The sequence below is a fragment of the Streptomyces sp. NPDC001381 genome (assembly GCF_042895685.1).
Taxonomy (GTDB): Bacteria; Actinomycetota; Actinomycetes; order Streptomycetales; family Streptomycetaceae; genus Streptomyces.
Window position 1 is genome coordinate 1,380,367 of the sequence record NZ_JBIAWO010000002.1, and the last position, 23,793, is coordinate 1,404,159.

General features: G+C 72.6%; 29 protein-coding genes. 15 read left to right on the forward strand and 14 right to left on the reverse strand.

Annotated features, from left to right (window positions below):
- Window positions 1-54: 54 nt before the first annotated feature.
- On the forward strand, window positions 55-639 hold the full coding sequence (locus tag ACFY2L_RS13145; RefSeq protein WP_390822314.1) for an adenylate kinase: 585 nt from the start codon (window positions 55-57) through the stop codon (window positions 637-639).
- A 356-nt stretch (window positions 640-995) separates the two neighbouring features.
- On the opposite strand, the gene ACFY2L_RS13150 is transcribed toward ACFY2L_RS13145, so the two are convergent.
- The 7 genes from ACFY2L_RS13150 to ACFY2L_RS13180 all read right to left on the reverse strand — a co-directional run bounded on the left by ACFY2L_RS13150 (window position 996) and on the right by ACFY2L_RS13180 (window position 6,773).
- Window positions 996-1,217, reverse strand: a complete 222-nt coding sequence (locus ACFY2L_RS13150; RefSeq protein ID WP_390657038.1) for a ferredoxin — start codon at window positions 1,215-1,217, stop codon at window positions 996-998.
- The gene (locus ACFY2L_RS13155) at window positions 1,214-2,545 is read right to left on the reverse strand and encodes an NADH-ubiquinone oxidoreductase-F iron-sulfur binding region domain-containing protein (protein WP_390657039.1); all 1,332 of its coding nucleotides are present in this window, start codon (window positions 2,543-2,545) and stop codon (window positions 1,214-1,216) included. The genes ACFY2L_RS13150 and ACFY2L_RS13155 overlap by 4 nt, the downstream gene beginning before the upstream one ends.
- Window positions 2,542-3,228: a ferric reductase-like transmembrane domain-containing protein gene (locus ACFY2L_RS13160; RefSeq protein WP_390657040.1), complete on the reverse strand. Its 687-nt coding sequence runs from the start codon at window positions 3,226-3,228 to the stop codon at window positions 2,542-2,544. Before ACFY2L_RS13160 ends, ACFY2L_RS13155 begins: the two co-directional genes overlap by 4 nt.
- A complete protein-coding gene (locus ACFY2L_RS13165; RefSeq protein WP_390822315.1) occupies window positions 3,225-4,199 on the reverse strand; it encodes an FAD:protein FMN transferase in 975 nt (324 codons plus the stop codon). The genes ACFY2L_RS13160 and ACFY2L_RS13165 overlap by 4 nt, the downstream gene beginning before the upstream one ends.
- Complete coding sequence (locus ACFY2L_RS13170) at window positions 4,196-4,615, reverse strand: hypothetical protein (RefSeq protein ID WP_390822316.1); 420 nt, start codon at window positions 4,613-4,615, stop codon at window positions 4,196-4,198. Before ACFY2L_RS13170 ends, ACFY2L_RS13165 begins: the two co-directional genes overlap by 4 nt.
- A gap of 110 nt (window positions 4,616-4,725) precedes the next feature.
- Window positions 4,726-6,075, reverse strand: coding sequence for a sensor histidine kinase (locus tag ACFY2L_RS13175; protein WP_390822317.1), 1,350 nt, complete (start codon window positions 6,073-6,075; stop codon window positions 4,726-4,728).
- The gene (locus ACFY2L_RS13180; protein ID WP_390657044.1) at window positions 6,072-6,773 is read right to left on the reverse strand and encodes a response regulator transcription factor; all 702 of its coding nucleotides are present in this window, start codon (window positions 6,771-6,773) and stop codon (window positions 6,072-6,074) included. Before ACFY2L_RS13180 ends, ACFY2L_RS13175 begins: the two co-directional genes overlap by 4 nt.
- A 285-nt stretch (window positions 6,774-7,058) precedes the next feature.
- Here ACFY2L_RS13180 and ACFY2L_RS13185 point away from each other — a divergent pair, with 285 nt between their 5' ends.
- Window positions 7,059-7,490: an NfeD family protein gene (locus ACFY2L_RS13185; RefSeq protein ID WP_390822318.1), complete on the forward strand. Its 432-nt coding sequence runs from the start codon at window positions 7,059-7,061 to the stop codon at window positions 7,488-7,490.
- Window positions 7,491-7,494: 4 nt separating this feature from the next.
- Window positions 7,495-8,508, forward strand: coding sequence for an SPFH domain-containing protein (locus ACFY2L_RS13190; protein WP_390657046.1), 1,014 nt, complete (start codon window positions 7,495-7,497; stop codon window positions 8,506-8,508).
- A gap of 268 nt (window positions 8,509-8,776) precedes the next feature.
- Here ACFY2L_RS13190 and ACFY2L_RS13195 read toward each other — a convergent pair whose 3' ends face one another.
- Complete coding sequence (locus ACFY2L_RS13195) at window positions 8,777-9,181, reverse strand: DUF302 domain-containing protein (RefSeq protein WP_390657047.1); 405 nt, start codon at window positions 9,179-9,181, stop codon at window positions 8,777-8,779.
- Window positions 9,182-9,365: 184 nt separating this feature from the next.
- On the opposite strand from ACFY2L_RS13195, the gene ACFY2L_RS13200 reads away from it, so the two are divergent.
- From ACFY2L_RS13200 to ACFY2L_RS13210, 3 genes are all read left to right on the forward strand, one after another.
- On the forward strand, window positions 9,366-10,733 hold the full coding sequence (locus tag ACFY2L_RS13200; protein ID WP_390657048.1) for a rhodanese-like domain-containing protein: 1,368 nt from the start codon (window positions 9,366-9,368) through the stop codon (window positions 10,731-10,733).
- A 69-nt stretch (window positions 10,734-10,802) separates the two neighbouring features.
- Entirely contained in the window at window positions 10,803-11,192 is a 390-nt protein-coding gene (locus ACFY2L_RS13205; protein ID WP_390822319.1) for a rhodanese-like domain-containing protein, read from the forward strand.
- Entirely contained in the window at window positions 11,189-11,935 is a 747-nt protein-coding gene (locus tag ACFY2L_RS13210) for a sulfite exporter TauE/SafE family protein (protein WP_390822320.1), read from the forward strand. Before ACFY2L_RS13205 ends, ACFY2L_RS13210 begins: the two co-directional genes overlap by 4 nt.
- A 21-nt stretch (window positions 11,936-11,956) precedes the next feature.
- Here the strand turns inward: ACFY2L_RS13210 and ACFY2L_RS13215 are convergent, their stop codons facing one another.
- A complete protein-coding gene (locus ACFY2L_RS13215) occupies window positions 11,957-12,244 on the reverse strand; it encodes a metal-sensitive transcriptional regulator (protein WP_390657051.1) in 288 nt (95 codons plus the stop codon).
- Between the two features lie 107 nt (window positions 12,245-12,351).
- Here ACFY2L_RS13215 and ACFY2L_RS13220 point away from each other — a divergent pair, with 107 nt between their 5' ends.
- On the forward strand, window positions 12,352-12,939 hold the full coding sequence (locus ACFY2L_RS13220; RefSeq protein ID WP_390657052.1) for a rhodanese-like domain-containing protein: 588 nt from the start codon (window positions 12,352-12,354) through the stop codon (window positions 12,937-12,939).
- Between the two features lie 47 nt (window positions 12,940-12,986).
- Here ACFY2L_RS13220 and ACFY2L_RS13225 read toward each other — a convergent pair whose 3' ends face one another.
- Genes ACFY2L_RS13225 through ACFY2L_RS13235 form a run of 3 tightly spaced genes read right to left on the reverse strand, consistent with a single transcriptional unit; the run spans window position 12,987 to window position 15,548 of the window.
- The gene (locus ACFY2L_RS13225; protein WP_390657053.1) at window positions 12,987-13,355 is read right to left on the reverse strand and encodes a thioredoxin family protein; all 369 of its coding nucleotides are present in this window, start codon (window positions 13,353-13,355) and stop codon (window positions 12,987-12,989) included.
- 16 nt (window positions 13,356-13,371) lie between these two features.
- The gene (locus ACFY2L_RS13230; protein WP_390822321.1) at window positions 13,372-15,099 is read right to left on the reverse strand and encodes an aminotransferase class V-fold PLP-dependent enzyme; all 1,728 of its coding nucleotides are present in this window, start codon (window positions 15,097-15,099) and stop codon (window positions 13,372-13,374) included.
- Window positions 15,096-15,548 carry an OsmC family protein gene (locus ACFY2L_RS13235; RefSeq protein WP_390657055.1) on the reverse strand — a complete coding sequence of 151 codons (453 nt, stop codon included), beginning with the start codon at window positions 15,546-15,548 and terminating at the stop codon, window positions 15,096-15,098. Before ACFY2L_RS13235 ends, ACFY2L_RS13230 begins: the two co-directional genes overlap by 4 nt.
- Window positions 15,549-15,826: 278 nt before the next feature.
- Here ACFY2L_RS13235 and ACFY2L_RS13240 point away from each other — a divergent pair, with 278 nt between their 5' ends.
- Genes ACFY2L_RS13240 through ACFY2L_RS13250 form a run of 3 tightly spaced genes read left to right on the forward strand, consistent with a single transcriptional unit; the run spans window position 15,827 to window position 17,894 of the window.
- Entirely contained in the window at window positions 15,827-17,068 is a 1,242-nt protein-coding gene (locus ACFY2L_RS13240; RefSeq protein WP_390822322.1) for an NAD(P)/FAD-dependent oxidoreductase, read from the forward strand.
- Window positions 17,069-17,085: 17 nt separating this feature from the next.
- On the forward strand, window positions 17,086-17,403 hold the full coding sequence (locus tag ACFY2L_RS13245; protein ID WP_390657057.1) for a TusE/DsrC/DsvC family sulfur relay protein: 318 nt from the start codon (window positions 17,086-17,088) through the stop codon (window positions 17,401-17,403).
- Between the two features lie 17 nt (window positions 17,404-17,420).
- Complete coding sequence (locus ACFY2L_RS13250) at window positions 17,421-17,894, forward strand: DsrE/DsrF/DrsH-like family protein (RefSeq protein WP_390822323.1); 474 nt, start codon at window positions 17,421-17,423, stop codon at window positions 17,892-17,894.
- 24 nt (window positions 17,895-17,918) lie between these two features.
- On the opposite strand, the gene ACFY2L_RS13255 is transcribed toward ACFY2L_RS13250, so the two are convergent.
- The gene (locus ACFY2L_RS13255; protein ID WP_390822324.1) at window positions 17,919-18,494 is read right to left on the reverse strand and encodes a YdeI family protein; all 576 of its coding nucleotides are present in this window, start codon (window positions 18,492-18,494) and stop codon (window positions 17,919-17,921) included.
- A gap of 85 nt (window positions 18,495-18,579) precedes the next feature.
- The gene (locus ACFY2L_RS13260) at window positions 18,580-18,870 is read right to left on the reverse strand and encodes a hypothetical protein (protein ID WP_390657060.1); all 291 of its coding nucleotides are present in this window, start codon (window positions 18,868-18,870) and stop codon (window positions 18,580-18,582) included.
- 377 nt (window positions 18,871-19,247) lie between these two features.
- Between ACFY2L_RS13260 and ACFY2L_RS13265 the strand changes: the two genes are divergently transcribed.
- The 5 genes from ACFY2L_RS13265 (at window position 19,248) to ACFY2L_RS13285 (ending at window position 23,709) form a co-directional block, all read left to right on the forward strand.
- Window positions 19,248-19,652 (forward strand): cupredoxin domain-containing protein, encoded by a 405-nt coding sequence (locus tag ACFY2L_RS13265; RefSeq protein ID WP_390657061.1) that lies wholly within the window; start codon window positions 19,248-19,250, stop codon window positions 19,650-19,652.
- Window positions 19,653-19,736: 84 nt separating this feature from the next.
- Window positions 19,737-20,408 (forward strand): class I SAM-dependent methyltransferase, encoded by a 672-nt coding sequence (locus ACFY2L_RS13270; RefSeq protein ID WP_390822325.1) that lies wholly within the window; start codon window positions 19,737-19,739, stop codon window positions 20,406-20,408.
- A 249-nt stretch (window positions 20,409-20,657) separates the two neighbouring features.
- The gene (locus ACFY2L_RS13275; RefSeq protein ID WP_390822326.1) at window positions 20,658-21,389 is read left to right on the forward strand and encodes a hypothetical protein; all 732 of its coding nucleotides are present in this window, start codon (window positions 20,658-20,660) and stop codon (window positions 21,387-21,389) included.
- 221 nt (window positions 21,390-21,610) lie between these two features.
- A complete protein-coding gene (locus ACFY2L_RS13280) occupies window positions 21,611-22,675 on the forward strand; it encodes a tetratricopeptide repeat protein (protein WP_390822421.1) in 1,065 nt (354 codons plus the stop codon).
- Window positions 22,672-23,709: a polyprenyl synthetase family protein gene (locus tag ACFY2L_RS13285; RefSeq protein ID WP_390657064.1), complete on the forward strand. Its 1,038-nt coding sequence runs from the start codon at window positions 22,672-22,674 to the stop codon at window positions 23,707-23,709. The genes ACFY2L_RS13280 and ACFY2L_RS13285 overlap by 4 nt, the downstream gene beginning before the upstream one ends.
- Window positions 23,710-23,793: the final 84 nt, after the last annotated feature.

A 23,793-nucleotide genomic window follows, 5' to 3' on the forward strand; every position in this document is an offset into this window, starting at 1 on the left:
AGAAGAAGAGCGAAGAACGACGAAGAACGACGACTGGAAGGCACGCACACGCTGATGCGACTCGTCCTCATCGGCCCTCCCGGAGCGGGCAAGGGCACCCAGGCAGCCATCCTCAGCGAGAGACTCGGCATCCCGCACGTCTCCACCGGAGACCTGTTCCGCGAACACGTCACCCGCCGGACGCCCCTCGGGCAGGACGCCGAGCGGTATCTCGACGCCGGTGAACTCGTACCCGACCACGTCACCGGCGGCATGGTCCGCCAGCGGCTGGCCGAGCCGGACGCGCGGCGCGGATTCCTCCTCGACGGCTTCCCGCGCACCGTGCCACAGGCGCGGGAACTCGCCGCGATCCTGGATTCCGCCGGAGTCGCCCTGGACGCGGTGGTCGAGTTCACCGCTCCCCGGGACGTCGTGGTGAAACGGCTGCTGAACCGCGGACGCCAGGACGACCACGAGGACGTCATCCGCCACCGTCAGCGGGTCTACGAACACCGGACCGCCCCTCTGCTCGACCACTACGCGGACATCCTCCTCACCGTCGAGGCCGTCGGACCGATCGAGGAGATCGCCGCGCGGGCACTCAAGGGGCTGCCGGAAGCGGCGCGCGGTCCCGCCCGGCACGCGCGCCCCGCACCGTGATCCTTCGACCCGGGGGAACGACGGCGGTACGTCCGGGACTTCGCCGTGCGGCCCGTGGGCGCGCCGCCGGCGCCCGCCCCATGTGCCGCGAGGGGGAGCGGGCGGACACGCGAGCCGGGCCGACGCCAGCGGGACCGTACGGATCCGACCGGCGCGCCGATCGGCCCATGGCATTGCCGACGCATACGGTCCGGCGGGATCCGCGCAAGCCGACGAGGCGTGCCGAGGCCGGGCACGACGGCGGCGCCTGGACGCGGTCGCCGGTGAGCATCACCAGCCGTCCGACGACCGGTGCTTGCGGCAGGGGACGAACACCGGCGCTGCCAGGGCCGGCCGGAGGCGTCGACGCCTGCCGGTCAGGTCCGGTCGTCGTCCGTGTGCAGGGCGAGGACGGGGCAGGCGGCGACGGCGCGGCGGGCGTGGGCGCGAAGCCGGTCGGGGACGGTCGCGCCCTTGAGGACCGGGTATCCCCATTCGTCGAGGTCGATGAGTTCCGGGAGGAGTTCGGCGCACAGGCCGTGCCCGGTGCAGGCGATGCGGTCGATGCGCAGGGTGCGGGTGCGGCTGATCGTGCTCATCGCCAGGTCTCCGGGGCGGTGGCGGGCGGCACGGAAAGCCGGGGCGGCTGACCGGCGGCCGGGCAGGTGCCGTGGGCGAGGTGGCGGGCGACGTCGTCGGCGAAGGCGTCCAGGGCGGAGGCCGCGAGGCGGGCGGCGCCGTCGGGATGGCGGCAGGCACCACGGCCCGGGAGCAGGCCGACGCGGCGGCGCAGGCGGGACAGCAGGGCCGCGTCCGCCCGTCCGGTGGCCAGGGCGGTGAAGTCCTCCGCCACGGCGGGCAGACCGACGTGGCAGGGGCCGCACTGGCCGGCGCTGTGCGCGGCCAGGTAGGTGAGGATGTGGGCCGTCTCGGTCAGCCCGCAGGACGCCTCGGGCAGCGCGACCAGCACGCCGGCGCCGGGTGCTGCGCCCAGCGGGGCCAGACCGCGCCGGGAGAGCGGGGTGCGCAGATGCTCCGGGCGGAGCCAGGTGCCGGAGAAGCCGCCGAGGAGGACCCCGCGCAGGGGCCGTGTGGCGCCGCCTGCCCGGGCGAGGACCGTGGCGAGCGGCGTGCCCAGCGCCACCTCCAGCACGGCGGGGGCGCGGACGGCGCCGGAGACGGTGACGAGCAGGGTGCCCGGCTCGTCCGGAGTTCCGGCCTGCCGGAACCAGGCCGGTCCGTGGCGAGCGATCAGAGCCAGATGGGCGAGGGTCTCGGCGTTGTGGACCAGCGTGGGGCGTCGGCCGACGCCCCGCTCGTGAACGTGCGGCGGGTGGCCCTGGGGCCGGGCGGGGCCTCCGTTGAGCCAGCGCACCAGAGAGGTCGACTCACTGGAGACGTAGGCGTGCGGAAGGGCGTGCAGCCGCAGCCGCACCTGGTCCAGGCGGGCGCGTCGGCGTTCGTCCAGGGCAGCGCTCACCTGTCGGTACTGGGCGGTGCGGTCGCGGGGCAGACACACGTGGACGGTGTCCGCGCCGACCGCCGTGGCGGCCAGCACGGCGCCGTCCAGGGCGAGATGGGGCGCGACGGCGATCAGGAACCGGTCCTTGAGGCTTGCCGGCTCGCTCTCCATGGCGTTGACGACGACCACGCAGCGGCCCGGCCGGGCGGCGACCGCGCCCAGCTTGCGGCCGGTCGGGAACCCGGCGCCGCCGCGCCCCGTGAGCCCCGCCGCCGCTACGGCCTCCACCAGTGGCAGGGAGCCGCCGTCTCCGGTGGGAGGCGGCCCGTGGCGCCTCAGATGCTCGGTCAGGTCGGCCGGTCGGCCTGAGGCGTACCAGCCCGCCAGCAGCCGGGCGTCGGCCGGATCGCCTGGTCCGGGGGAGAGGCGGTGGAGGGCGGAACGCGCCGCGGCCGAGGAGTTCACCTTCCACCTCCGAGGAGGACCGCCGTCGAGGCGGCGCGCTGGGACCAGCCGGGCGCCAGCGGTCCGGTGGCCAGGAAGGCGGTGAGCACCACCGGTACGGCGGTCGCGGCCACGGCAGCCGCCAGGCGCCCGGCGGCCCGCCCGGGACCGGCTTTCACCAGCCGCCACCACACGGCTGCGACCACCGAGCCGAGACACCCGGCGTACAGCCACAGCTGGAGGGGCAGCCGGGTGTCGGTGCCGGCGCCCACCCCGTGGAAGAGAGCGAGCGGCCAGGCCGCGTACGCCAGCCAGTGCACGGCTTTCCAGCGGCGTGCCCCGAGGCGTCGGCGCAGCGCGCTGGTGACCGCGACGGCCAGGAGCAGATCCAGCCCGGCCGTGCCGAGGCCGAGCCACAGCGGACGATAGGAGGCCCCGAACGGCACCACCGACACCGCCCACCCCAGGTGGACGAACGGATCGAGCACCGCCGTCACCACGTGCGCGACGAGGAACGCCAGCGTGAGCAGGGACAGGTTGCGGTGCAGCACGCCGAGCTCGAAGCGGCCGAGCCGACGCGGCCGGGCCCGTCCGCCGGAGGCGATCCCGAGCACCACGGTGGCGGTGAGCAGCAGCAGGGCGACGGTTCCGCTCGCGCGGCCGGCGTACCACAGGGGGCTTCCGGTCAGGGCCAGGGTCGTCATCGCGGATCTCCAGAGGCGACTTCGGTGGCGGAGGCGGAATCGGGCGGCCAGCCGCCGACACACACGGGGCGGCCGTCCAGCCCGACCAGCCGGGCGGGCAGAGCCGTGCCACGCAGCCAGTCGACCGCCGTGTCGCCCAGCACGACCGCCGCCGTACTGGCGGTGTTGGCGTCCACGCAGGTGGCGGCCGCGACGGTGACGGTGCGCCAGACGGGGGTGGCGGGTTCACCGGTGGCCGGGTCGACGATGTGATGCAGGGTGCGCCCGGCGCGGTGCCAGGTGCGTACCCGGAGGCCGGAGGTCGCGAGGGCCCCGCCGGTCACCGCGACGGCGGGGCCGTGGTCCCCGCCGGGCCGGGCGTGGTCGTCGGCGAGGGCGATCCGCCAGCCCCCGTCCGGGGCCGGACCGGCCACCGCGAGGTCGCCGCCGAGGCTGACCAGAACGCCGCAGCCGGCGGCCTCGGAGGCGCGGCGGGCGGCACGGTCGGCCGTGAGGGCCTTCGCGGTCGCGCCCAGGTCGAGGTGGGTGTACGGGGGCAGGCGCAGCCGCCGGGAGCGTGGGTCGAAGACGATCCGCCGCCATCCGGGGGCGGGCACGGCAGCAGGCAGCGGACGGGCGTCCTCGGGGCGCAGGGCGGCGAAGGTCCGGTCGTAGCCGAGGGCGGTCATGGCGCGCCCCACCGTCGGGTCGACGGCGCCGTCGGTGAGCCGGGCGGCGCGGAGGGCGGCCTGGAGCGCCTCGGCGAACCGTTCGCTCACCGTCGTCGGCCTTCCCGCGTTCAGATTGACGCGGGTGAGTTCGGAGTCCGGCCGGAAGCGGCTGCAGGCGCGGTCGACGGCGGCCAGTTCGGCCCGCAGGACGCCCTCCGCGGCGGGCAGGGCCTTCGGGTCGGTCACGAGCAGCACGGCCGTGGTGCCGAGCGCCGGGAACACGGCCTCGGCGGGGGGCGGTGCGGGAGCGCGGGTGGTCATGACGCCCCCGTCGTCGTGTGGGGCGGCTGCTGGGTGGGGGCGGGCGGCTGCGCCGGGGGCCGCGGTGCCGGCTGCGACACGGGGGCCGCTCCCGCATCGTCGTCCTCGCCCTCGTCCTCGTCGTCGTTCTCGTGGCGGGCCGCGTCGCCGTGGTCCCCGTCGTCGCCGGCTTTCGGGGCGCCGGCGGAGGGCGCCGAGGGGCTGTGCGGGGCCGGGTTCGACGGCACGGGTGAGGCCGAACTCCCGGGCACCAGATGGGTGTAGAGGCTGCCCAGGGCCGCCGCACTGGTCACCGCTACCGCGGCGATCCAGCGGGTGAGACGGCGGCCCCGCCGCAGGCCGCGATCGCGGTCGCGTGCGCGTGCCGGGTCCGGCGGCGGCAGCGGCTGGTCGAAGTCGTCGGGCGAGGGGTACATGGCAGCGGCTCCTGGTGGATCGGCGGCCCGGAATCGGCTGCGTGCACCTCCAGGCTGCGCGCAGCGCACCGGGGAACCTGCTCACGTCTTCTTCAGAACCGGTAAAGATCTCAGGGCTCTCCCGCCCACAGAGGCAGGTCCAGTACCACGGTCAGCCCGCCGCCCGGGGTGTCCCGCAACCGCGCGCTGCCCCCGTTCACGGTGACCAGCCGGTGGACGATGGCCAGCCCCAGCCCCGCGCCCCTGGCCTCGGGGTTGCCGAACCGGCGGAACGCGACCGCCTTGGCCGCGGCGGGCATGCCGGGGCCGTCGTCCGTCACGCACACCTGGGCCGACCTGCCCACCAGCCGGTGGCCGACGGTCACGTTCCCTTCGTCGGGAACGGCGTCCAAGGCGTTGGCGATCAGGTTGTCGAGGATCTGCTCCAGGTGGCCACCGCCCAGCGAGGCGGTCAGGGCGGGCCCCTCCGACGCTTGCAGCCGCACGCCGCGCTCCTGGGCCACCGGCGACCACGCGGCCACCCGCTCGGTGACCACCTCGTCCACCCGGACGGCGGTCGGCCGGGGCGTCGCCTGCTCGGCCCGGGCCACCGCGAGCAGCCCGTCGACCAGCCGTGACAGCCGTGCGATCTCTTCCTGGGCCGCGTCCAGCTCCGCCGCGACGTCGCCCTGGGCGCCGGTGCGCAGGACGTCGAGCCGCAGCCGCAGCGCGGCCAACGGGGTGCGCAGCTGATGGGACACGTCGGCGATCACGGCCCGGTGGCCGTGCACCAGGGCCTCCGTACGGGCGGCCATGGTGTTGAACGTGGCGGCCAGACGACGTACTTCCGGCGGTCCGTCGCCGGCCTCGGCCCGCTCGTCGAGGGAGCCCTCGCCCAGCTTCCGTGCCGTTGCGTCGAGTGCCGACAGCGGGCGGCTCACCCAGCGGGCGAGGCGGACGGACAGCAGCACGGACGCGGCGAGCCCCGCGGTGCCGATCGCCGCGGACCATCCCCAGATCGCGGCCGTGCGGGCGTCGAGCGGGGCCGCGGAGCGGGCGAGGACGACGGCGCCGGCGGGCCGGTGGACCTCACCGGCCGGTTCCGCGGTCAGCAGCCGGCCCTCGTCTTCCGGCGGTTCCGGCTCCTGCCCGGCCAGCACGTCCTTCACCAGCTCCTCCGCCTCCTCGCCCTGCGCGGCGGTGCAGGGGGTACTCGCCACCAGCCGCGCGGCGGCGTCGTACACGGCGGCACAGTCCCCGGCCCGTGCCGCGGCGTCCAGTTCCCGGAGCATGCCCCTCTGCGGCTTGCGGTCGGAAAGGTGCTCCTCGGCCGCCGCGGCCACCACACGGGTGGCCGCCCGCTGATCGTCGCGGAAGGCGACGCGCTCACGTGCCGTCATCAACACGGCCAGTGGTACGAGCGCCAGCACCAGCAGGACGGAGGTCAGGGCGAGCAGCGTCCAGGTGATGCGCCGGGTCACGGCTGCTCCCGCGCCCCTTCGGCCGCACCGAGCCGGAAGCCGTGCCCGTACACCGTCTCGATCAGTCCCGGCACGCCGAGCTTGCGGCGCAGCGCCGCGATGTGCACGTCCAGGACCTTGGTGGGGCCGTACCAGTGGGCGTCCCAGGCCCGCTCCAGGATCTGCTGGCGGCTCACCACCCGGCCCGGGTCGGCGGCCAGGCACTCCAGAATCCCGAACTCCTTCGGCGTCAGCGCGATCGGGCGGCCGTCCATCGACACCTGGCGGGTCCGCAGGTCGAGCGCCAGCGGCCCGTGCCGCAGGACTTCCGGACCGACCGGACGTCTGCGGCGCAGTACGGCCCGGACCCGCGCCAGCAGCTCGGCCAGCCCGAACGGTTTGACCAGGTAGTCGTCGGCGCCCTCGTCCAGGGCCACCACCCGGTCCGCCTCCTCACCACGCGCGGTCACCGCGATGATCGCGGCATCCGACCGCGCGCGCAGCATCCGGCACACCTCGACCCCGTCGATGTCGGGCAGCCCCAGATCGAGCAGGACGACGTCGGGAGACGCGGCGGTCAAGGCCGCCCTGCCGGTACGGACCCCCTCGACCGCGTATCCGGCCTGCCGCAGCCCGCGCACCAAGGACTCCGCGATGCTGCGGTCGTCCTCCACGACCAGCACCCGCGTCTCGGCCAAGCCCGTGACCTGCCCGTTCATGCGTCAGACCCGCTTTCGGACGATGAGATCGACGTCCCACGTCATCCAGTCTGCGTCTCCGGCACGGCCGCGCCACAAGGGGCCGTTCGACCCTCGGTCCTCCGTGGCGGGCCGCGGTGGGCCGATGAGGACGCCCGTCGCTGCTCGGGACCGACCCGGCAGCGTAAAATCGATCTATTGGGTGCGAATCGACCGTTTCGGGTGTGCCGCGCTGATCTGATCCACATCCGCGCCGGATCACCGGGCCGGCCGTTCCGTACCCGCATCGGTCTGAAGAGGCACGCAATGGATCCATGGCTGATCTGGTTGATCGTCGCGGCCGTGCTGGCTGTGGTGGAGATCTTCACCCTGACCGCCGCACTCGGAATGCTGAGCGCGGCCGCGCTGGTCACGGCGGGGTCGGCCGCGGTCGGGCTGCCGCTGCCCTTCCAGTTCCTGGTGTTCACCGTCGTCGCCACCGTCACCCTGCTGTTCGTGCGGCCCATCGCGCTGCGGCACGTGCTCCAGCCTCAGGCGGCGCGGTTCGGGGTGGACGCCCTGGTGGGCAGGACCGCCCATGTCGTCTCGGAGGTGACGGGCACGGGCGGCAGGGTGCTCATCGACGGCGAGGAATGGACGGCCCGCGCTTACGACGAGACGCTGGTGATTCCTGCCGGACGGACCGTCGACGTCATGGAGATCAGCGGCGCCACCGCGATCGTCTACCCCCGGGACTGAAACCATGGAGACCTCGGCGTTCCTCATTGCCGGCCTGATCGTCGCGCTGTTCGCGGTTTTCACCGTGGTGCGTGCGGTCCGTATCGTTCCCCAGGCGCGCGCTCGCAACGTCGAGCGACTCGGCCGCTACCACCGGACCCTGAATCCCGGCCTCAATCTCGTCATCCCGTACATCGACCGCGTGCATCCGGTGATCGACCTGCGGGAACAGGTCGTCTCCTTCAAGCCGCAACCGGTCATCACCGAGGACAATCTGGTGGTCGAGATCGACACCGTCCTCTATTTCCAGGTCACCGATCCGCGAGCGGCGTTCTACGAGATCGCGAACTTCCTGCAGGCCGTCGAACAGCTGACCGTCACCACGTTGCGCAACGTGGTGGGTTCCATGGACCTGGAGAAGACGCTCACCTCGCGGGACACCATCAACAGCCAGCTCCGTGGCGTGCTGGACGAGGCCACCGGGAAGTGGGGGCTGAGGGTCAACCGGGTGGAGATCAAGGCCATCGACCCTCCGCAGACCATCAAGGACGCGATGCAGAAGCAGATGCGAGCGGAGCGGGACAAGCGGGCCGCGATCCTCGGAGCCGAGGGGCAACGCCAGTCGCAGATACTCACCGCCGAAGGCGACAAGCAGGCCGCCGTCCTGCGCGCGGAGGGCAACCGTACCGCTGCGATCCTCCAGGCCGAGGGCCAGTCGCGGGCCATCGACGAGGTGTTCCAGGCCGTACATCGCAACGACCCCGATCCCAAGCTGCTCGCCTACCAGTACCTCCAGACGCTGCCCCAACTCGCGCAAGGTCCGGGCAACAATTTCTGGGTGATCCCGAGCGAGATCACCTCCGCACTTCAGGGCGTTTCCCGCGCCTTCACCGAGGTGCTGCCCCAGTCGCCGGCCACCCGTGAGAAGCCCTCGGACGACATGGTCGCCCAGGCCGCCAACGACAAGGCTCAGGCGGAGGAAGCCGCTGCCGCCGCCCTCGCCGACGCAGCCAAGGCCGAGCGTACAAAGCCCCGATGATCTCCCGCTCCGCCCGCCTCGCTGACGGCGGGCGGCGTCCCGATCATGGACCCCGCGTGGGGTGCGGCCGCCGTCGGCCGGGCGGAGCACGACCAGCCGCAGTCCGTGTGCGCTGCCGTCTCTCGTTCCCATGGCCGCGCATCGTGCCGGCCCCGACCGGCAACGCCGGGCGGACGTCCGACGCGGACGTTCCCGGGCCCGGATCCTCGTCGCACGTGCGGGGTGCGCGGACCCGGGCAGGGGAGGCGTGCGGTCGCCCGGGGTGGTGTCAGCTTCCGGCGTCGGCCGCGGTGAGGGCGGTGAGCGCGGCGTCGAGGCGGCGGGTGGCTTCCTCGGCGACGGGGCGCAGGGCGTCGAGTTCGGTGAGGGCGACCATGGTGTTCGGGTCGAGGGCCTGTACGGCGGTGTGGTCGCCGTCGCGGCGGACGACGACGTTGCAGGGCAGCAGCAGGCCGATCGAGCGGTCGGTCTCCAGGGCGCGGTGGGCGAGGGGCGGGTTGCAGGCGCCCAGGATGACGTAGTCCTCCATGTCGTGGTCGAGCTTGGCCTTGAGGGTGGCGGCGACGTCGATCTCGGTGAGGATGCCGAACCCCTGCTCCGCGAGGGCGTCGCGGGTGCGGGCGACGGCGGTGGCGAAGTCGGCGTGGAGGCGGACTGTGCGGTCGTAGCGCATGGGGTGGGCCCTTCTCAGCGGTGCGTGCGGCGGGGGACGGGTGTCCGGCCGGGTGCGGGTGCACGGGTGCTCCTGCGGCGGTTCCCGGGGGCTTTCGTTGCCTCTGAAAATACCCCCTGGGGTACTCATGCTACCGTCGAAGACATACCCCCTGGGGTAATTCTTCGCTGGAAGGGAGTACCTCGTGTTCTTCGTCGACACGATCGAGGTGGCCGGGCTCGGCAACCGGAGCTATCTCGCGGGCGGTGAGCGCACCGCCGTGGCCGTCGACCCGCCGCGCGACATCGACCAGGTGATCGCGGCGGCCGCGCGGCGAGGGGTGCGGATCGCGCAGGTCGTCGAGACGCATGTCCACAACGACTACGTCACCGGCGGCCTGGAGCTGGCCCGGGTCACCGGTGCCGCCTACCTCGTGCCCGCCGGGGCCCGCGTCTCCTTCGAGCGCGTTCCGGTGCACGACGGCGACCGGGTGCAGGTCGACGGCGACGCCGGCCTCACCCTGCGCGCGCTGGCCACGCCCGGTCACACCCCGCACCACACCTCCTACGTACTGGAGGAGAACGGCGTCGCGGTCGCGGTGTTCACCGGCGGTTCGCTGCTGATCGGCACCGTCGGCCGCCCGGACCTCGTCGAGCCGCGGCTGACCGAGCGGCTCGCCCGCGCCCAGCACGCCTCCGCGCACCGGCTGGCCGCCGAGCTGCCCGACGAGACGGCGGTGCTGCCCACGCACGGCTTCGGCAGCTTCTGCTCGTCGTCCCAGGCCGAGGGCAGCGCCACGACCATCGGCAAGGAGAAGGCGTCCAACGAGGCCTTCACCCGGGACGTGGACACCTTCGTCGCCGATCTGCTGGCCGGCCTGGACGACATCCCCGCCTACTACGCGCACATGGGGCCGGCCAATGCCGCGGGCCCGGCGGCCGTCGACCTGACCCCGCCCGCCGTCGCGGACGCCGAGGAGATCGCGGCCCGGCTGGCGGCGGGGGAGTGGGTGGTGGACCTGCGCAACCGTGTCGCGTTCGCCGCCGGGCATGTGTCCGGCTCGTTCAACTTCGAGGCCGAGGGACAGCTCGCCACCTATCTGGCCTGGCTGATCCCGTGGGGCAAACCGGTGACGCTGCTCGCCGAGTCACCCGGACAGCTCGCCGCCGCACAGCGCGAGCTGGTCCGCGTCGGCATCGACCGGCCGGCCGCCGCGGCCACCGGCGAGCCTGCCGACTGGGTGCGCGACGGCGACAAGCCGGTCTCCTTCCCGCGGGCGACCTTCGCCGACCTCGCGGACCGGCACCCGGCCGAAGGTGTCGTCGTCCTGGACGTCCGGCGGGCGTCGGAGCGAGGCGGCGGGTACATCGAGGGCTCGGTCCACATCCCGGTCCACACCCTGCACCGCCGTCTCGACGAGGTCCCCGAGGGTGAGGTGTGGGTGCACTGCGCGGGCGGCATGCGCGCCGCCATCGCCGCCTCCCTGCTCGACGCCGCCGGCCGGGACGTCGTCGCCGTGGACGACTCCTTCGACGCGGCCGAGAAGGCAGGACTCACCGTCCGCAACCCCTGACGGCGCGAGGCGCCGCACAGGCCCCGCCGCATTTCCACACCGACAACGGAAACAGGAGCGAGAACCGAGATGAGCATCTTCCGACGAGGTCGGGGAGGTCCGGGCCGCGTGACCGTACGGGAGGCGGCCGCGCGCACCGGCCACGGCGACGCCGCCGGCGGCGGAGGCGACGCCGTGCTGCTGGACGTGCGCGAGCCGCACGAGTGGCGGGCGGGGCATGCGCCGCGAGCCGTGCACGTGCCGTTGTCCTCGCTGGCCGCCGGGGCGGGGCTTCCCGATGTCGCGCAGGCGCGGCCCCTGGTGGTGATCTGCCGTTCCGGCAACCGTTCGCTGCAGGCCGCCGACATCCTCGCCGCCCGCGGTTCGGAGGCCGTGGACGTGGTGGGCGGGATGAAGGGCTGGGCCGCGGCCGGACTGCCGGTCGTGGACGCGCGCGGCGGGAACGGCGTCGTCGCGTGAGCGCTGTGGTCCTCGCCCTGGCCGCCGGGGCCGTGATCGGTCTGGCGCTGGGTGCGCTCGGGGGCGGTGGCAGTGTGCTGGCGGTCCCGGCCCTGATCTACCTGCTCGGTTTCACCCCCGTGGCGGCCACCACGGCGAGTCTGGTCATCGTCGTCCTGACATCCGCCACCGCACTGTCCGCGCATGCTCGCGACGGTCATGTGCGCTGGCGTACGGGGCTGCTGTTCGCGGCGGCCGGGATCGGCCCGGCGATGCTGGGCGGCGCGCTGTCCGCCCGTATTCCGGCGGCCGAGCTGACGGCGGCCTTCGGCGTGGTCGCGGGAGCGGCCGCGCTGCGCATGCTGCGGTACCGGCCGAGTGCGGAGGGTGTGGCGCCGGCGCGGCCGGGCCGTGCCGCGGCCGCCGGGGCGGGGCTCGGCGCGGTCACCGGTGTTCTCGGTGTCGGCGGCGGATTCCTCGCCGTCCCGGCGCTGGTGGGCGTGCTGGGTATGCGGATGCGGAAGGCGGTGGGTACCAGCCTGCTGGTCATCACCGTCAACTCGCTGGCCGCGCTGGCGACGCGCGTCGGCACGGTCGAGGGGCTGGACTGGGCGGTCGTCGCGCCGTTCGTCGGGGCCGCGATCCTCGGCGCGTGGGACGGGAAACGGCTGGCCGCGAAGGTCTCCGGGAACACGCTTCAACGGATCTTCGCCCTGGTGCTGCTGACGGTGGCCGCGTTCATGCTGATCGACGCGGTGCTGTGACAGCCGCCGCGGTGCAGGCTCTCAAGCGAGCGACAGGAAGAGTTTTTCCAGCCGGGCGCGCATCGCGTCCGTGTCCTCACCGTTCCTGCGGCCGGAGTCGATGTCCGCCAGGCACTGCTGCAGGCCCGTCGCGATGATCGCGAAACCGGCCCGGTCGAGCGCGCGCGAGGCGGCGGCGAGCTGCGTCACGACGTCCCCGCAGTCGCGTCCCTCCTCGATCATCCGGATCACGCCGGAGATCTGACCCTGCGCCCGGCGCAGCCGGTTCAGCACCGACTTCAGGTCGGCACCCTCGAGCTCCAGTTCCACGATCACTCCTAGAAAAATACCCCTAGGGGTACTGTACGTCCCGGTTCGGGGCGGCGTCGACCATCAACCATCCCGGCCATCTCGACCCATCAAGGATCACATCTGCCATGACCAGTTCCCCGACCCCGGTCGCCCTCGCCACCCACGAGGCCCGCGCCCGGCTCCACGAGTTCACCGTCATCGACGTGCGCACGCCCGCCGAGTACGCCTCCGGGCACCTGCCCGGCGCCGTCAACATCCCCCTGGACCACATCCGGCGGGCACTGCCGGAGATCCGGCACGCCGCCGAGCGCGGTGACGTCCTGGTCGTGTGCGCCTCAGGCGCCCGCTCCGAGAACGCCTGCAAGCTGCTGGCCGAACAGGGCATCCCCACGGCCACGCTCACCGGCGGTACCGGCGCCTGGGCCGCCGGAGGGCACGACCTGCACACACCGGTCGCCTGCGACTCCCGCGCCGGCTGGAGCATGGAACGCCAGGTCCGCTTCACCGCGGGCAGCCTGGTCCTGATCGGCCTCGTCCTCGGGTGGCTCGTGCACCCGCTCCTCCAGCTGATCTCGGCCGGTATCGCGGGTGGCCTGGTCTTCTCCGCGCTCACGAACACCTGCGGCATGGCGGCCCTCCTCGGCAAGCTGCCCCACAACCGCCCCCGGGCCGCCGACCTCGACACCGCGCTCGCCGCCCTGCGCGGGCGCTGACCGGCACACCGAAGGGCACCCGTGGAATCCACGGGTGCCCTTCGGTGTCAGTTCGCTTCCGCCCGGCCTGCGGCTTGTCGGCGCACGTCCTTCATGTCGACGGCCCGGATCCTGCCGATGAGCTCCTCCAGCGCCTGTGGCGGCAGCGCGCCCGGCTGCGCGTACAGGACGGTACGGTCGCGGACGGCCATGAGGGTGGGGATGGACGAGATCCGGAAGGCCCCGGCGAGTTCGGGCTGTGCCTCGGTGTCGACCTTGCCGAAGACGATGTCGGGGTGGCGGGCGGCCGCCTTCTCGTAGACGGGGCCGAACATCCGGCACGGTCCGCACCAGGCCGCCCAGAAGTCGATCAGGAGGATCTCCGAACCGGCAACGGTCTCCTCGAAGTTGTCCTTGGTCAGTTCGATCGTCGGCATGGCTTCCGGTCTCCTCTCATATACCCGGTGGGGTATCTGCTTCAACCGGAACCGGTCCGGATTTGTTCCAGGCTGACAGGCAGACGGGCGGCAGCGGGAACCAGCGCATGCGCTCGAAGTCGGCAGGCAGCCCGGTGGGGCCGGCGTCCAGACGGTCGGGACGTGAGGCGAACACCTCGCGGGCGCGCTCGAGTTGGCCGGGCAGTGCCTCCTCTTCCAGCCGGCGGCGGCGCAGGGCCGGGGCGGTGACCCGTCCGTCGGCGGTGAAACGCACGCCGGTCAGGCGCAGCGGCGGATCGGCGGCGCCGGCGTGGTGACGCCACTGCCCGGTGTGCGGGTCGAAGCGGTAGTCGGGCAGGAGCCGGTGGCCGTACAGGGCGATCAGGTCGACGGCGTCGATGAGGTAGTCGCGGACCGTGTCGCTGATGAAGTAGTTGAAGTTGACGCGGGCCCAGCCGGGTTTGATGCCGTCGCAGCCGTGGACGATCTCGTCGCGCAGGGCGTGGGAGGTGGCGGCGTCGATGGCGAGCAGGCGGTGTCCGTACGGTCCTGCGCACGAGCAGCCTCCGCGGGCCTGGATGCCGAACAGGTCGTTGAGCAGGGCGACGACGTAGTTGTGGTGCAGTGAGGAGCGGTCGCCATGGCGGATGCGGAAGGAGACGATGGACAGCCGCCGGGCGTGGTGGTTGCCGAGCACCTCGATCCGCGGGTTGCCCTCCCAGCGGGTCAGTGCCTGCCGCCAGTGCCGTTCCTCGGCTGCCTGGATCGTGTCGGTGCCGACGGCCTGTTTGAGGGCGAAGACCAGCCCGGCGCGGACGGACTCGACGATGGCCGGGGTGCCGCCCTCCTCCCGGGCGACCGGGTCGTCGAGGTAGCGGTGGCCGAGGGGGTCCACGAAGGCGACGGTGCCGCCGCCGGGTGCGGTGGGCACCCGGTCGCGGACGAGTTCGCGGCGTACGACGAGCACGCCCGGGGTCTGCGGGCCGCCGACGAACTTGTGCGGTGACAGGAAGAGGGCGTCCTTGTGATCGCCCGCGCCGGGCTCGCTCTCCGCGACCCGGATCGGGACGTACGGAGCGGCGGCCGCGTAGTCCCAGAAGGAGAGGGCGCCGTGCGCGTGCAGCAGCCGGGCGACACGGTCGGCGTCGGTGAGGATGCCGGTCACGTTGGAGGCGGCGGAGAAGCTGCCGATGCGCAGCGGCCGGCCGGCGTACCGCCGCAGTCCCGCTTCGAGCAGGGCGAGGTCGATGTGGCCGTCCGGATCCTCGTCGATGACCACGACGTCGGCGACCGACTCACGCCAGGGCAGTTCGTTCGAGTGGTGCTCGTACGGCCCGACGAAGACGACCGGACGCCGTGCCTCCGGTGGTCGGTCCGGGCGGCGCAGGCCGAGGATCCCGACCAGCTTGTTGACGGCGGTGGTGGCGCCCGAACCGCAGAAGACGACGAGGTCGTCCTCGGTGCCGCCCACTGCGTCGCGGATGATCCGGCGGGCGTCCTCGCGCAGGCGGGTCGTCTGCAGACCGGTGCTGGAGCTCTCCGTGTGGGTGTTGCCGTACCGGGGCAGAACCTGCTCCCGGATGAAGTCCTCGACGAAGTCCAGTGAGCGGCCGGAGGCGGTGTAGTCCGCGTACACGATCCGCTTCGGGCCGTACGGGCCGTCCAGTACCTCGTCGTCCCCGATGAGGCCGGCCCGGATGCGCTCCAGCAGGGCCGACGTGACGGGCGCGGAGGAGGGGCTCATGACTCCAGCTCGATGGCGACCTCGGGCGGCTCGTGGAGGGTGTTGTGCACCGTGCAGTGCGAGGCCACGGCCAGCAGGGCCGCCCGGCGCTGCTCGGGAAGACCTGGCGGCGGTATGACCACGACACGCAGGGAGGCGACGCGGGCGGGGCGGTCGGTCGCCATGGTGAACTCCGTACGGACCCGCAGGCCGGTGCGGTGCAGGCCGTGCCGGTGGAGGTAGCGGCCCGCGTAGAAGGCGACGCAGGTGGCCAGGGAGGCGGCGAAGAGTTCCGTGGGAGTGGGCGCGGTGTCCGTGCCGCCCGCCTCGGGGGGCTGGTCGACCTGGAGGCGGTGGCCGCGGATGTCCACGGTGTAGGCGTCGCGATCGACGTGGGTGACCTCCAAACGGTGCACATCCGTGGACTGCGGCCGGTTCGTACCGGGGGTCTGCTGCGTGCTGGCGGTCATGGCCGGGCCCTTCTCGCTCGTGCCGACTGCTGCCGGATTCCAGTCGACCACGGACGGCACGGCGGATCGAGAGGCCGACGGGGTGCGGCAGGGGGCTTTCGGCCCTCGCGCAAGCTGCCGCGGTGATATACCCTGCCGGGTATTTTATCAGCGGGTTTGCGGCGGACAAGTCGGTTGCGGCGAGTAAAGGGGGCCGGGTGAAGGCATACCCCGGTGGGTACCCGGGTGGGGACGAGTGGCCCATGTCCCGCTCTCATCTGCCGTACGACAGTGGGGACATGGGCCAACACATCGTGATTCTCGGAAGCGGAACCGCCGGCACCATGGCGGCCAACCGCCTGCGGCGCGTGTACGACGAGCGGGATTGTCGGATCACGGTCGTCGACCAGAACGACGACCACCTCTACCAGCCCGGCCTGCTGTTCGTCCCCTTCGGGCTCGCCCAGCCGCACCACCTCGTCCGCTCCCGCCCGCGGCAGCTGCACACCGCCGTCGACTACAAGCAGGCCCGGATCGAGCGGGTCGACCTGACCGAGCGGACGGTGCACCTCGCCGACCGTATCCGGCTGACCTACGACGTGCTGGTGGTCGCCACCGGCGCCCGGCTGCTGCCGGAGGAGACCGAGGGACTGACCGGCCCCGGCTGGGGTGAGAACGTCTTCACCTTCTACGACCTGCCCGGCGCCGTCGGCCTGCGCGACGCCCTGGAGCGTTTCGACGGCGGTCGCGTCGTGGTCGACGTCGCGGACCTGCCGCTCAAGTGTCCCGTCGCACCAATGGAGTTCGCCTTCCTCGCCGACTGGTACTTCCAGCGGCGCGGCATCCGCGACAAGGTCCGGCTGACCTACGCCACTCCGCTCGACGCGGCCTTCACCAAGCCGGTCGCGGCGAAGGCGCTGGGCGGGCTGCTGACGGAGAAGGGCGTGGAGCTGGTCACCGAGTTCACGCTCGGCGAGGTCGACGGCAGGGGCGGCCGGCTGGTCTCGTACGACGAACGGGAGCTGCCGTTCGACCTGGCCGTCGTCGTACCCCTGCACGGGGGCGCGGAGTACGTCGGACGCTCCGAGGGCCTGGGCGACGAGCTGGACTTCGTACCCGTCGACCCGCACACCCTCCAGCACCCCGACCATCCCGAGGTGTTCGCCATCGGCGACGCGGCCGGTCTGCCGGCGTCGAAAGCCGGGTCGGTGGCCCACTTCGAGGGCGAGGTGCTGGTGCGCAACGTCACCCGCTTCCTCGCCGGACAGCCGCTGGACGCCTCCTTCGACGGACACGCCAACTGCTTCGTCGAGACCGGGTTCCACAAGGCGCTGCTCATCGACTTCAACTACGCCACCGAGCCGCTGCCCGGCCACTTCCCGGCCGCCGTCGGCCTGCCGCTGCTGAAGGAGTCCCACGCGGCCCACCTCGGCAAGCTCGCCTTCGAGTGGCTCTACTGGCACAGCCTGCTGCCCGGCCGGGACCTGCCCGGCATCGGCTCGGCGATGCCCGAGCACGGCAAGCACCACATCCACGCCTGAGTCCAAGGAGCATCGCCATGCCCACCGCCACTTACGGCGACACGACCGTCCCCGTCGACGACGAGGGCTTCTTCACCGACCCCGGCCGGTGGACCGAGCCCATGGCCGAACAGCTCGCCCACGAGCAGGGCATCGAGACACTGACCGACCGGCACTGGACGGTCATCCGCTTCATGCGGGAGCAGTACGCCGCCAAGGGCACCGGACCCACCGTCCGGGTGCTCGGCAAGACCTCCGGTGTCAGCGTCAAGGAGCTCTACCAGCTGTTCCCGAAGGGCCCGGCCAAGACCGCCGCGAAGATCGCCGGGATTCCCAAGCCCCGTGGCTGCATCTGAGAAGGAGAGGGCCCGCCATGTCCGACACCGCCACGATCGAGAAGGTCTCGATCATCGTCTCCAAGGGATCCCTGGAGGGGATCTACCCGGCCCTGATCATGGCCAACGGCGCCCGCGCCGAGGGCATCGAGGCCGACCTGTTCTTCACCTTCTTCGGTCTCGACGCCATCACGAAGAAGCGCTGGGAGCACATCAAGCTGGCCACGGTCGGCAATCCCGGTCTGCACCTGCCGACCCTGCTGGGCGGCATACCGGGGGTGCCGGACCTGGTCACCCGGTACATGGAACGCAAGATGGAGAAGCTCGACATCCCGCCGATCCCCGAGTTCATCGAGATGATCTCCGACACCGGCGCCGGGATCTACGCCTGCAAGGCGTCCGTCGACCTCTTCGAGCTCGACAAGGACGACCTCGTCGAGCAGGTCCGGGGCATCATCACCGTCGGCGAGTTCTACGAGCACGCGGCCGGCGGCCAGATCATCTACACCTGAGGTGGCAGGCGCCGTACCCGGCCTTCAGGGGTGAAGCTTCTGCTGGTCGGCCAGCATCGCTACATACTTCTCGATCCGTCGCGCTCGGGTCTCGGGCTTCTTCGCGTCCTGGACGCGGTACAGGATCGCGTATCGGTTCTGGCCGTCCAGCGCCGCGAAGAACTCCGCGGCGGCGGGGTTCGCCGCCAGGGCCTCGGCCAGATCGTCCGGCACCGAGGCATTCTTCGCCCCGTCGTACGCGGCGTCCCAGCGGCCATCCGCCTTGGCGCGCTCGACCTCGGCAAGTCCCGGCGGTCGCATGCGTCCCTGTTCGCGCAGGGACGCGACCTTGTCGCGGTTGATCTTGGACCACCTGCTGTTCGGCTTGCGCGGCGTGAACCGCTGCAGCCAATGGCAGTCGTCGTACTTGCGCTTCTGCCCGTCGATCCAGCCGTAGCAAAGTGCCACATCGAGGGCCTGCGCGTAGTCCAGAGCCACGACCCCGCGGGCCTTCTTCCTGAGCTTCAGCCAGATCCCGGGCGAGGAGGAGTGATGCTCGCCCAGCCAGGACTCGAATGCCTCGCCAGACTCGAACAGAATGATTTCCAGTTCATCGGCCACCTTGGCAGTGAACCATGCGTCGGCCGACCGTTACAGCGCCTTCGCGCATGGTGCGGGTCCTGCAGTGGCCCGGACCGGTGGGAGGTCAGAAGGCGGGGGAGCCCGTTCGGGACGGTCCGGCGGGCTCGGTTCCGCGCTCGGCCAGACCGGCCTGCGCGAGGAGCAGGCGGGCCAGGTCACGAGCCTCGCCAGGGGTGAGTGCCGCCCACACGCCCGGTTCGCCCCCCTGGTCCCTTCCCACGCGCAGGGTGACCCGGTTGATGGGCCGGTCCGCGGGTGCGAGCCGCAGGCATCGCACGGCGATCCTGCGCCCGCAGGTGGTCACGAGAGAGCCGTCCTCGCTCGTAGGGAGCCGGTCAGGTCCTGTCGTCGTCATCGTTCTCACGCTCCTGTGCCGGGGCGGTGACGGTTCCCGGCGGGTGTCTTCCGGAACTTGAATACCTGGCGAGGTATACGTGGAAGCATCGCGCAAGGCCGTATTGTTCCCCTGCTCCCGCGGGCCGACAGCGCTCCCGTGATGCGGGCGGCTCCGTCGGACAACCGGACCTGATCGCTCTCACCCACGGCCTCATCGGGCGTCCTGCCCGGCTACGGCGCCACCTACGGCCGCACACACCCCACCCCCGTGGGTGACCGGGCGAGGCAGACGGCGGTACGGCCCGCCCCGGCACCGCCAGTGAGAGCGAACCTGGAGGCGACCGTCGGCCGGCGGCCGCGCCGACCCCACAGTCCCCGCCCGAAAGGCACGCCCGCATGACCTTCACCCCACTGCACCGGGGCCGCACCGCTGCCGCCCTGGCGGGCGTTTCCACCCTGCTCGCCCTGGCCGGCTGCTCCGATGGCGGCGGCGGCAACGGCCCAGCCAGCACCAGTGCCCCGCCCGCCGCCACCAGTACCGGCCCCGCCGTGGCGCGCATCGTGATCGAGAACTTCGCCTTCAGCCCGGCGAACCTTCGCGTACGCCCGGGAACGAAGATCACCGTCGTCAATCGCGACTCCACCGCGCACACCGTGACGGCCACCGGGGACAAGACCTTCGACACCGGAAGCATCGCGAGCGACGCAACGACCACCTTCACCGCACCGACCGCACCCGGCGGCTACTCCTACATCTGCACCATCCACCCGAACATGAAGGGCACCCTCACCGTGGGCTGACACCCGGGCGGCGAGCCCGCGCGCCGAGCCCAGGCCCCGGCTCACGACGCTGTGAGCCCCGTAGAGACGAGTCGGTGACACGTCATGCCCCAGCAGAGCAGGCCACCCATCCCCTCGCGCCCGGTCTTCGCCCGCTTCTACAGCAAGGTCGCCGGTCCCGCCCTGGTGAAGGCGGGCGTCACGGAACACCGAAGGCGCCTGCTGGCCGGCCTGTCCGGCGAGGTCGTCGAGATCGGCGCGGGCAACGGTCTGAACTTCCCCCACTACCCCGGCGAGGTGACCCGGCTGCTTGCGGTGGAACCCGAGCCGCATCTGCGTGAGCTGGCCGTCCGGAGCGCCCGATCCGCGGCCGTTCCCATTCAGGTGGTGGACGGACGGGCCGAGCAACTGCCTGCCGAGGACGCCTCGTTCGACGCGGCAGTCGTCTGCCTGACCCTGTGCTCGGTCGCCGACCCGCACGCCGCGCTCGCCGAACTCCACCGGGTGCTGCGGCCGGGCGGACAACTCCGCTTCTTCGAGCACGTGTGCGCCGACTCGCCCGCGATGCGGCGCACACAGCAGGTCCTGGACGCGACCGTCTGGCCCCTGCTGATGGGCGGCTGCCATGTCAGCCGCGACACCCGGGCCGCGATCGCCGCAGCCGGTTTCCGCCTCACCGAGCTGGAGACGTTCTCCTTCCCCGACACCCGGCTGCCCTCGCCCGCCGCCACGCACATCCTCGGCACGGCCCGGCGTGAACCCCCAGGAGCATCGTGATCACGCTGCCCGCGGAGGGAGGTCGACGAGCAGGGCCACCGGCGAGAGCCCACCGGTACACAAGGCGCCCTGCATGCCGCATGGCCAACCCCAAGGGTCACTGGTGAGCTGGTCGCCGCACCGGGAGGGACGCTTGCCCTGGGTGCCACCCTGCCCTCCCGCCAGCGGCGGACCCGAAGTGCGGCGTGTGCGGCAGGATCCGGCGGGGCATCCCTTCTGTCTGTCGACACACGGAACACGAGGGGGACCATGACGGACGACACCACAAAGGCCGGGCCGGTGAGAATCAGCGTGCCGCGGGTGGCCTTCCGCATCGTCATGGCCGCCCTGGTCCTCTTCCTCGCCGTACGCACATACGAGGAGACCGGCATAGCCCTTGCACGGTCGAGTGGGTCCCTGCGCACCAGCGGGGCCACCGTGACGGAGCTGACGGGGGACACGAAGACCGGCAGCTCCGGCGGCGGTCAGGACGGTGGCGGCACGACGTACACCTACACCGTCTACACGGTCGAACTGCGCCTGGACCACGGGGTGAAGCGACTGGCCGGTGTCTCCGAAGCCGGCGTGTCGGGCCTGTCCACCGGGCAGCGGGTCGCGGCCGGGCTGTGGCACGGTCGTGTCGTGGAGATCGACGGGCGGCAGGTGTGGCCAGGCTGGAACCGGGACGGCTGGGATCTCGCGGTGATGGCCGTATATCCGCTGATCATGGGCTATCTGATCGCCACGGCGGTGGCCGGGGCGGCGTATCTGACGGCCCGTGGCGGCCGGGCCCGGCTGGAACCCCGGGAGCGTGTCGGTGCCACGTTCCCGGGGATCCTCGCGGGACTGGCCGCGATCATCGTGCTCTTCGCGAGCGCCCTGGCGGGATCCGCGCCCGCCTCCTGGCCGCTCATCCCTCTGGGGAGCGGACTGGCCGTCGCGCTGTGGCGCCTGCGCAAACTGATCCGACGCGCCGGGCGTGCCGCCCACGCCCAGGTGTGAGCGAGGCTCCGCCACGGCACTGAGCCCCTCGTGAGGTGATCTGCGCCTCACGAGCAACCACCTTGACGCACATGGCGTCTTGATCGGCAACAGATGAATCCGAGGCCCGCGGGCCAGTGTTCCATTACAGCGCTCTATACACGCCATGTATACGCAGAGTGTATAGACGGTGTGCATAGACGGCATGCACCAGCGGCATGCGTACGGACCGAAAGGCAACCATGTACGGCAAGGCGTTCGCCCCCGAATACCAGGGCGCCCTGACCACCCTGTCCGTGAATTCCTCTCTTCCCGAGGTACTGGCGGCCGGCACGCGGCAGTTGAGAGAGGCCGAGCGCGCAGGGGAACACGGCGAGGCGGCGCGCTCCGGACTCGCGGTGGCCGAGGCGCACCGGCGGCTGGGACAGATCGGGGAGGCCGACCGGGCGTGGAAGGCGAGTTACCGGGCGGCCAGGGCGGCGGGAGACAAGGGGGCGATGGCCTGGGCGCTGTGGAGCGGCGGCACTCTGGCCCGGCAGCGGGGCTCGTTCGCGCTGGCCCGGCGGCTGCTCGGGCTCGCCGCCGAGCTGGGCGAGCAAGGAGGCGATGTGGTCGTGCGCGGCTACTCCCTCGCGGGGCTGGCCGAGACGGGCAGGATCCAGGGCGACTACGAGGCCGTCGCCCGGCTGCACGAGCAGTTGCTGGCCGAGGCCCGGCGGCGCGGTGAGGCGCGGCACACGGTGTGGGCGCTGGAGGGCATCGCGCAGATCCACCGCCAGCGGGGCGCGTACGACAGCGCGTACGCGCTGTTCGAGGAGGCGGCCGGGATAGCCGCGGACGCCGACGACCGGCGCGGCCACGCCTGGGCGCTGCGCGGGCTCGCCGACATCGTCTCCGCGCGGGACGGGGACGTCGAGCAGGCGCTCGCCCTGCTGTCGGAGGCGGAGGTCACCTGCCGGGCGATGCGGCTCTCCAGCGCGCTCGCCTACAACCACAAGATGCGCGGCAACGTCCTCTACCGCGCGGGGCGTCATGCCGAGGCGCGGGACATGTACGAGGTGGCGCTGGCGGAGTTCAGTGAGATGAGCGAGCCACGCGGGCAGGGGCTGGCCCGGCTGGGGCTGGTCAAGTCGCTTGCCCGGCTGGGCCGCGACCGCGCCGAGACGGCTGCCGACCTGGCTGTTCTGGAGGGGGAGCTGGACCGGATCGGGCTACGGCACGCCAGGCAGATGGTGGCGCGGGCGCGGGACGAACTGGGTGTGCGGGTCCAGGAGGAGTGCGGCGTCCGGGCGGAGGCCGCACGGTGACGCCGGTCTCCTCGGCACTGCGGGTGCCGGCCGACGCCCCCCTCGTCCTGGAACGCTGCCGCGAGATCGTGCGGCCCGCGCTGCGGGAGGCGGTCGGGCGGATGCATCCCTGGGTGGGTGAGATGGCCGCCTACTCGTTCGGCTGGTGCGAGGTGGGCGGCGCTCCCACTGCCTCGTCCGGTGGCAAGGGGGTGCGGCAGGCACTGGCCGTGCTCGCGGCCGAAGCGGTCGGTGCCCCTGGCCGGGCCGGGGTGCCCGCGGCGGTGGCGGTGGAACTGGTGCACGCCTTCTCGCTGCTGCACGACGACATCATGGACGGCGACCCGGCTCGGCGCCGTCGCCCCGCGGTCTGGAAGGCGTACGGCACCGGGCCCGCGGTCCTCGCGGGCGACGCCCTCTTCGCGCTCGCCGTGGAGACGCTCGCCGCCACCGAGGCGGGCACGTCCGCGGTGCGGATGCTGTCGACGGCGCTGAGTGATCTGGTGCGCGGGCAGGCGGACGACCTGCTGTTCGCCGCACGCCCCTGGACGGGGCCGGAGCGGGTGCGGTCGGCGGAGTACCAGGCGATGGCCGAGCACAAGACCGGCGCCCTGCTGGGCTGCGCGGCCGCGCTGGGCGCCCTGCTCGGGGGCGGCCCGCCCTCTGCGGTCGCCGCTCTCGACCGGGCCGGCCGCCGTCTCGGCCTGGCGTTCCAGATCGTCGACGACGTGCTGGGCATCTGGGGCGAACCCGAGGTCACCGGCAAACCCGTCCACGGCGATCTCCGCGAGCGCAAGAAGACCTTCCCCGTGCTGGCCGCGCTCGACTCCCCGTCCCCCGAATCCCGCCGCCTGGCCGCGCTGCTGGAGTCGGGCGCGGACCCCGAGGAAGCGGCCGTACTCGTCGAGGCGGCGGGCGGCCGGGCGGCGGCGCTGGCCGAGGCACGGCGTCACATCGAGGCGGCGCGGCTCGCACTGGCGGACGCTTCGCCGCAGGGCACCGCCGGGGAGGAGCTGCGAGCGCTGTCGGCGTTCCTCGTACGACGCGACCTCTGAGAGTGTCCTGATCGCCGGTCCGGGAGACCGAAGCCGCGGCCGAGCGCACCGCCACGCAGGTCAAGTACGGCAGGGCCGCACCCG

Excerpts from the sequence above, each read along its gene's own strand:
- ACFY2L_RS13145 (WP_390822314.1), top strand. The coding sequence starts at position 55 with ATGCGACTCGTCCTCATCGGCCCTCCCGGAGCGGGCAAGGGCACCCAG.
- ACFY2L_RS13150 (WP_390657038.1), bottom strand. The coding sequence starts at position 1,217 with ATGAGCACGATCAGCCGCACCCGCACCCTGCGCATCGACCGCATCGCC.
- ACFY2L_RS13160 (WP_390657040.1), bottom strand. The coding sequence starts at position 3,228 with ATGACGACCCTGGCCCTGACCGGAAGCCCCCTGTGGTACGCCGGCCGC.
- ACFY2L_RS13165 (WP_390822315.1), bottom strand. The coding sequence starts at position 4,199 with ATGACCACCCGCGCTCCCGCACCGCCCCCCGCCGAGGCCGTGTTCCCG.
- ACFY2L_RS13170 (WP_390822316.1), bottom strand. The coding sequence starts at position 4,615 with ATGTACCCCTCGCCCGACGACTTCGACCAGCCGCTGCCGCCGCCGGAC.
- ACFY2L_RS13180 (WP_390657044.1), bottom strand. The coding sequence starts at position 6,773 with ATGAACGGGCAGGTCACGGGCTTGGCCGAGACGCGGGTGCTGGTCGTG.
- ACFY2L_RS13185 (WP_390822318.1), top strand. The coding sequence starts at position 7,059 with ATGGATCCATGGCTGATCTGGTTGATCGTCGCGGCCGTGCTGGCTGTG.
- ACFY2L_RS13190 (WP_390657046.1), top strand. The coding sequence starts at position 7,495 with ATGGAGACCTCGGCGTTCCTCATTGCCGGCCTGATCGTCGCGCTGTTC.
- ACFY2L_RS13195 (WP_390657047.1), bottom strand. The coding sequence starts at position 9,181 with ATGCGCTACGACCGCACAGTCCGCCTCCACGCCGACTTCGCCACCGCC.
- ACFY2L_RS13205 (WP_390822319.1), top strand. The coding sequence starts at position 10,803 with ATGAGCATCTTCCGACGAGGTCGGGGAGGTCCGGGCCGCGTGACCGTA.
- ACFY2L_RS13220 (WP_390657052.1), top strand. The coding sequence starts at position 12,352 with ATGACCAGTTCCCCGACCCCGGTCGCCCTCGCCACCCACGAGGCCCGC.
- ACFY2L_RS13225 (WP_390657053.1), bottom strand. The coding sequence starts at position 13,355 with ATGCCGACGATCGAACTGACCAAGGACAACTTCGAGGAGACCGTTGCC.
- ACFY2L_RS13230 (WP_390822321.1), bottom strand. The coding sequence starts at position 15,099 with ATGAGCCCCTCCTCCGCGCCCGTCACGTCGGCCCTGCTGGAGCGCATC.
- ACFY2L_RS13235 (WP_390657055.1), bottom strand. The coding sequence starts at position 15,548 with ATGACCGCCAGCACGCAGCAGACCCCCGGTACGAACCGGCCGCAGTCC.
- ACFY2L_RS13240 (WP_390822322.1), top strand. The coding sequence starts at position 15,827 with ATGGGCCAACACATCGTGATTCTCGGAAGCGGAACCGCCGGCACCATG.
- ACFY2L_RS13245 (WP_390657057.1), top strand. The coding sequence starts at position 17,086 with ATGCCCACCGCCACTTACGGCGACACGACCGTCCCCGTCGACGACGAG.
- ACFY2L_RS13250 (WP_390822323.1), top strand. The coding sequence starts at position 17,421 with ATGTCCGACACCGCCACGATCGAGAAGGTCTCGATCATCGTCTCCAAG.
- ACFY2L_RS13260 (WP_390657060.1), bottom strand. The coding sequence starts at position 18,870 with ATGACGACGACAGGACCTGACCGGCTCCCTACGAGCGAGGACGGCTCT.
- ACFY2L_RS13265 (WP_390657061.1), top strand. The coding sequence starts at position 19,248 with ATGACCTTCACCCCACTGCACCGGGGCCGCACCGCTGCCGCCCTGGCG.
- ACFY2L_RS13270 (WP_390822325.1), top strand. The coding sequence starts at position 19,737 with ATGCCCCAGCAGAGCAGGCCACCCATCCCCTCGCGCCCGGTCTTCGCC.
- ACFY2L_RS13275 (WP_390822326.1), top strand. The coding sequence starts at position 20,658 with ATGACGGACGACACCACAAAGGCCGGGCCGGTGAGAATCAGCGTGCCG.
- ACFY2L_RS13280 (WP_390822421.1), top strand. The coding sequence starts at position 21,611 with ATGTACGGCAAGGCGTTCGCCCCCGAATACCAGGGCGCCCTGACCACC.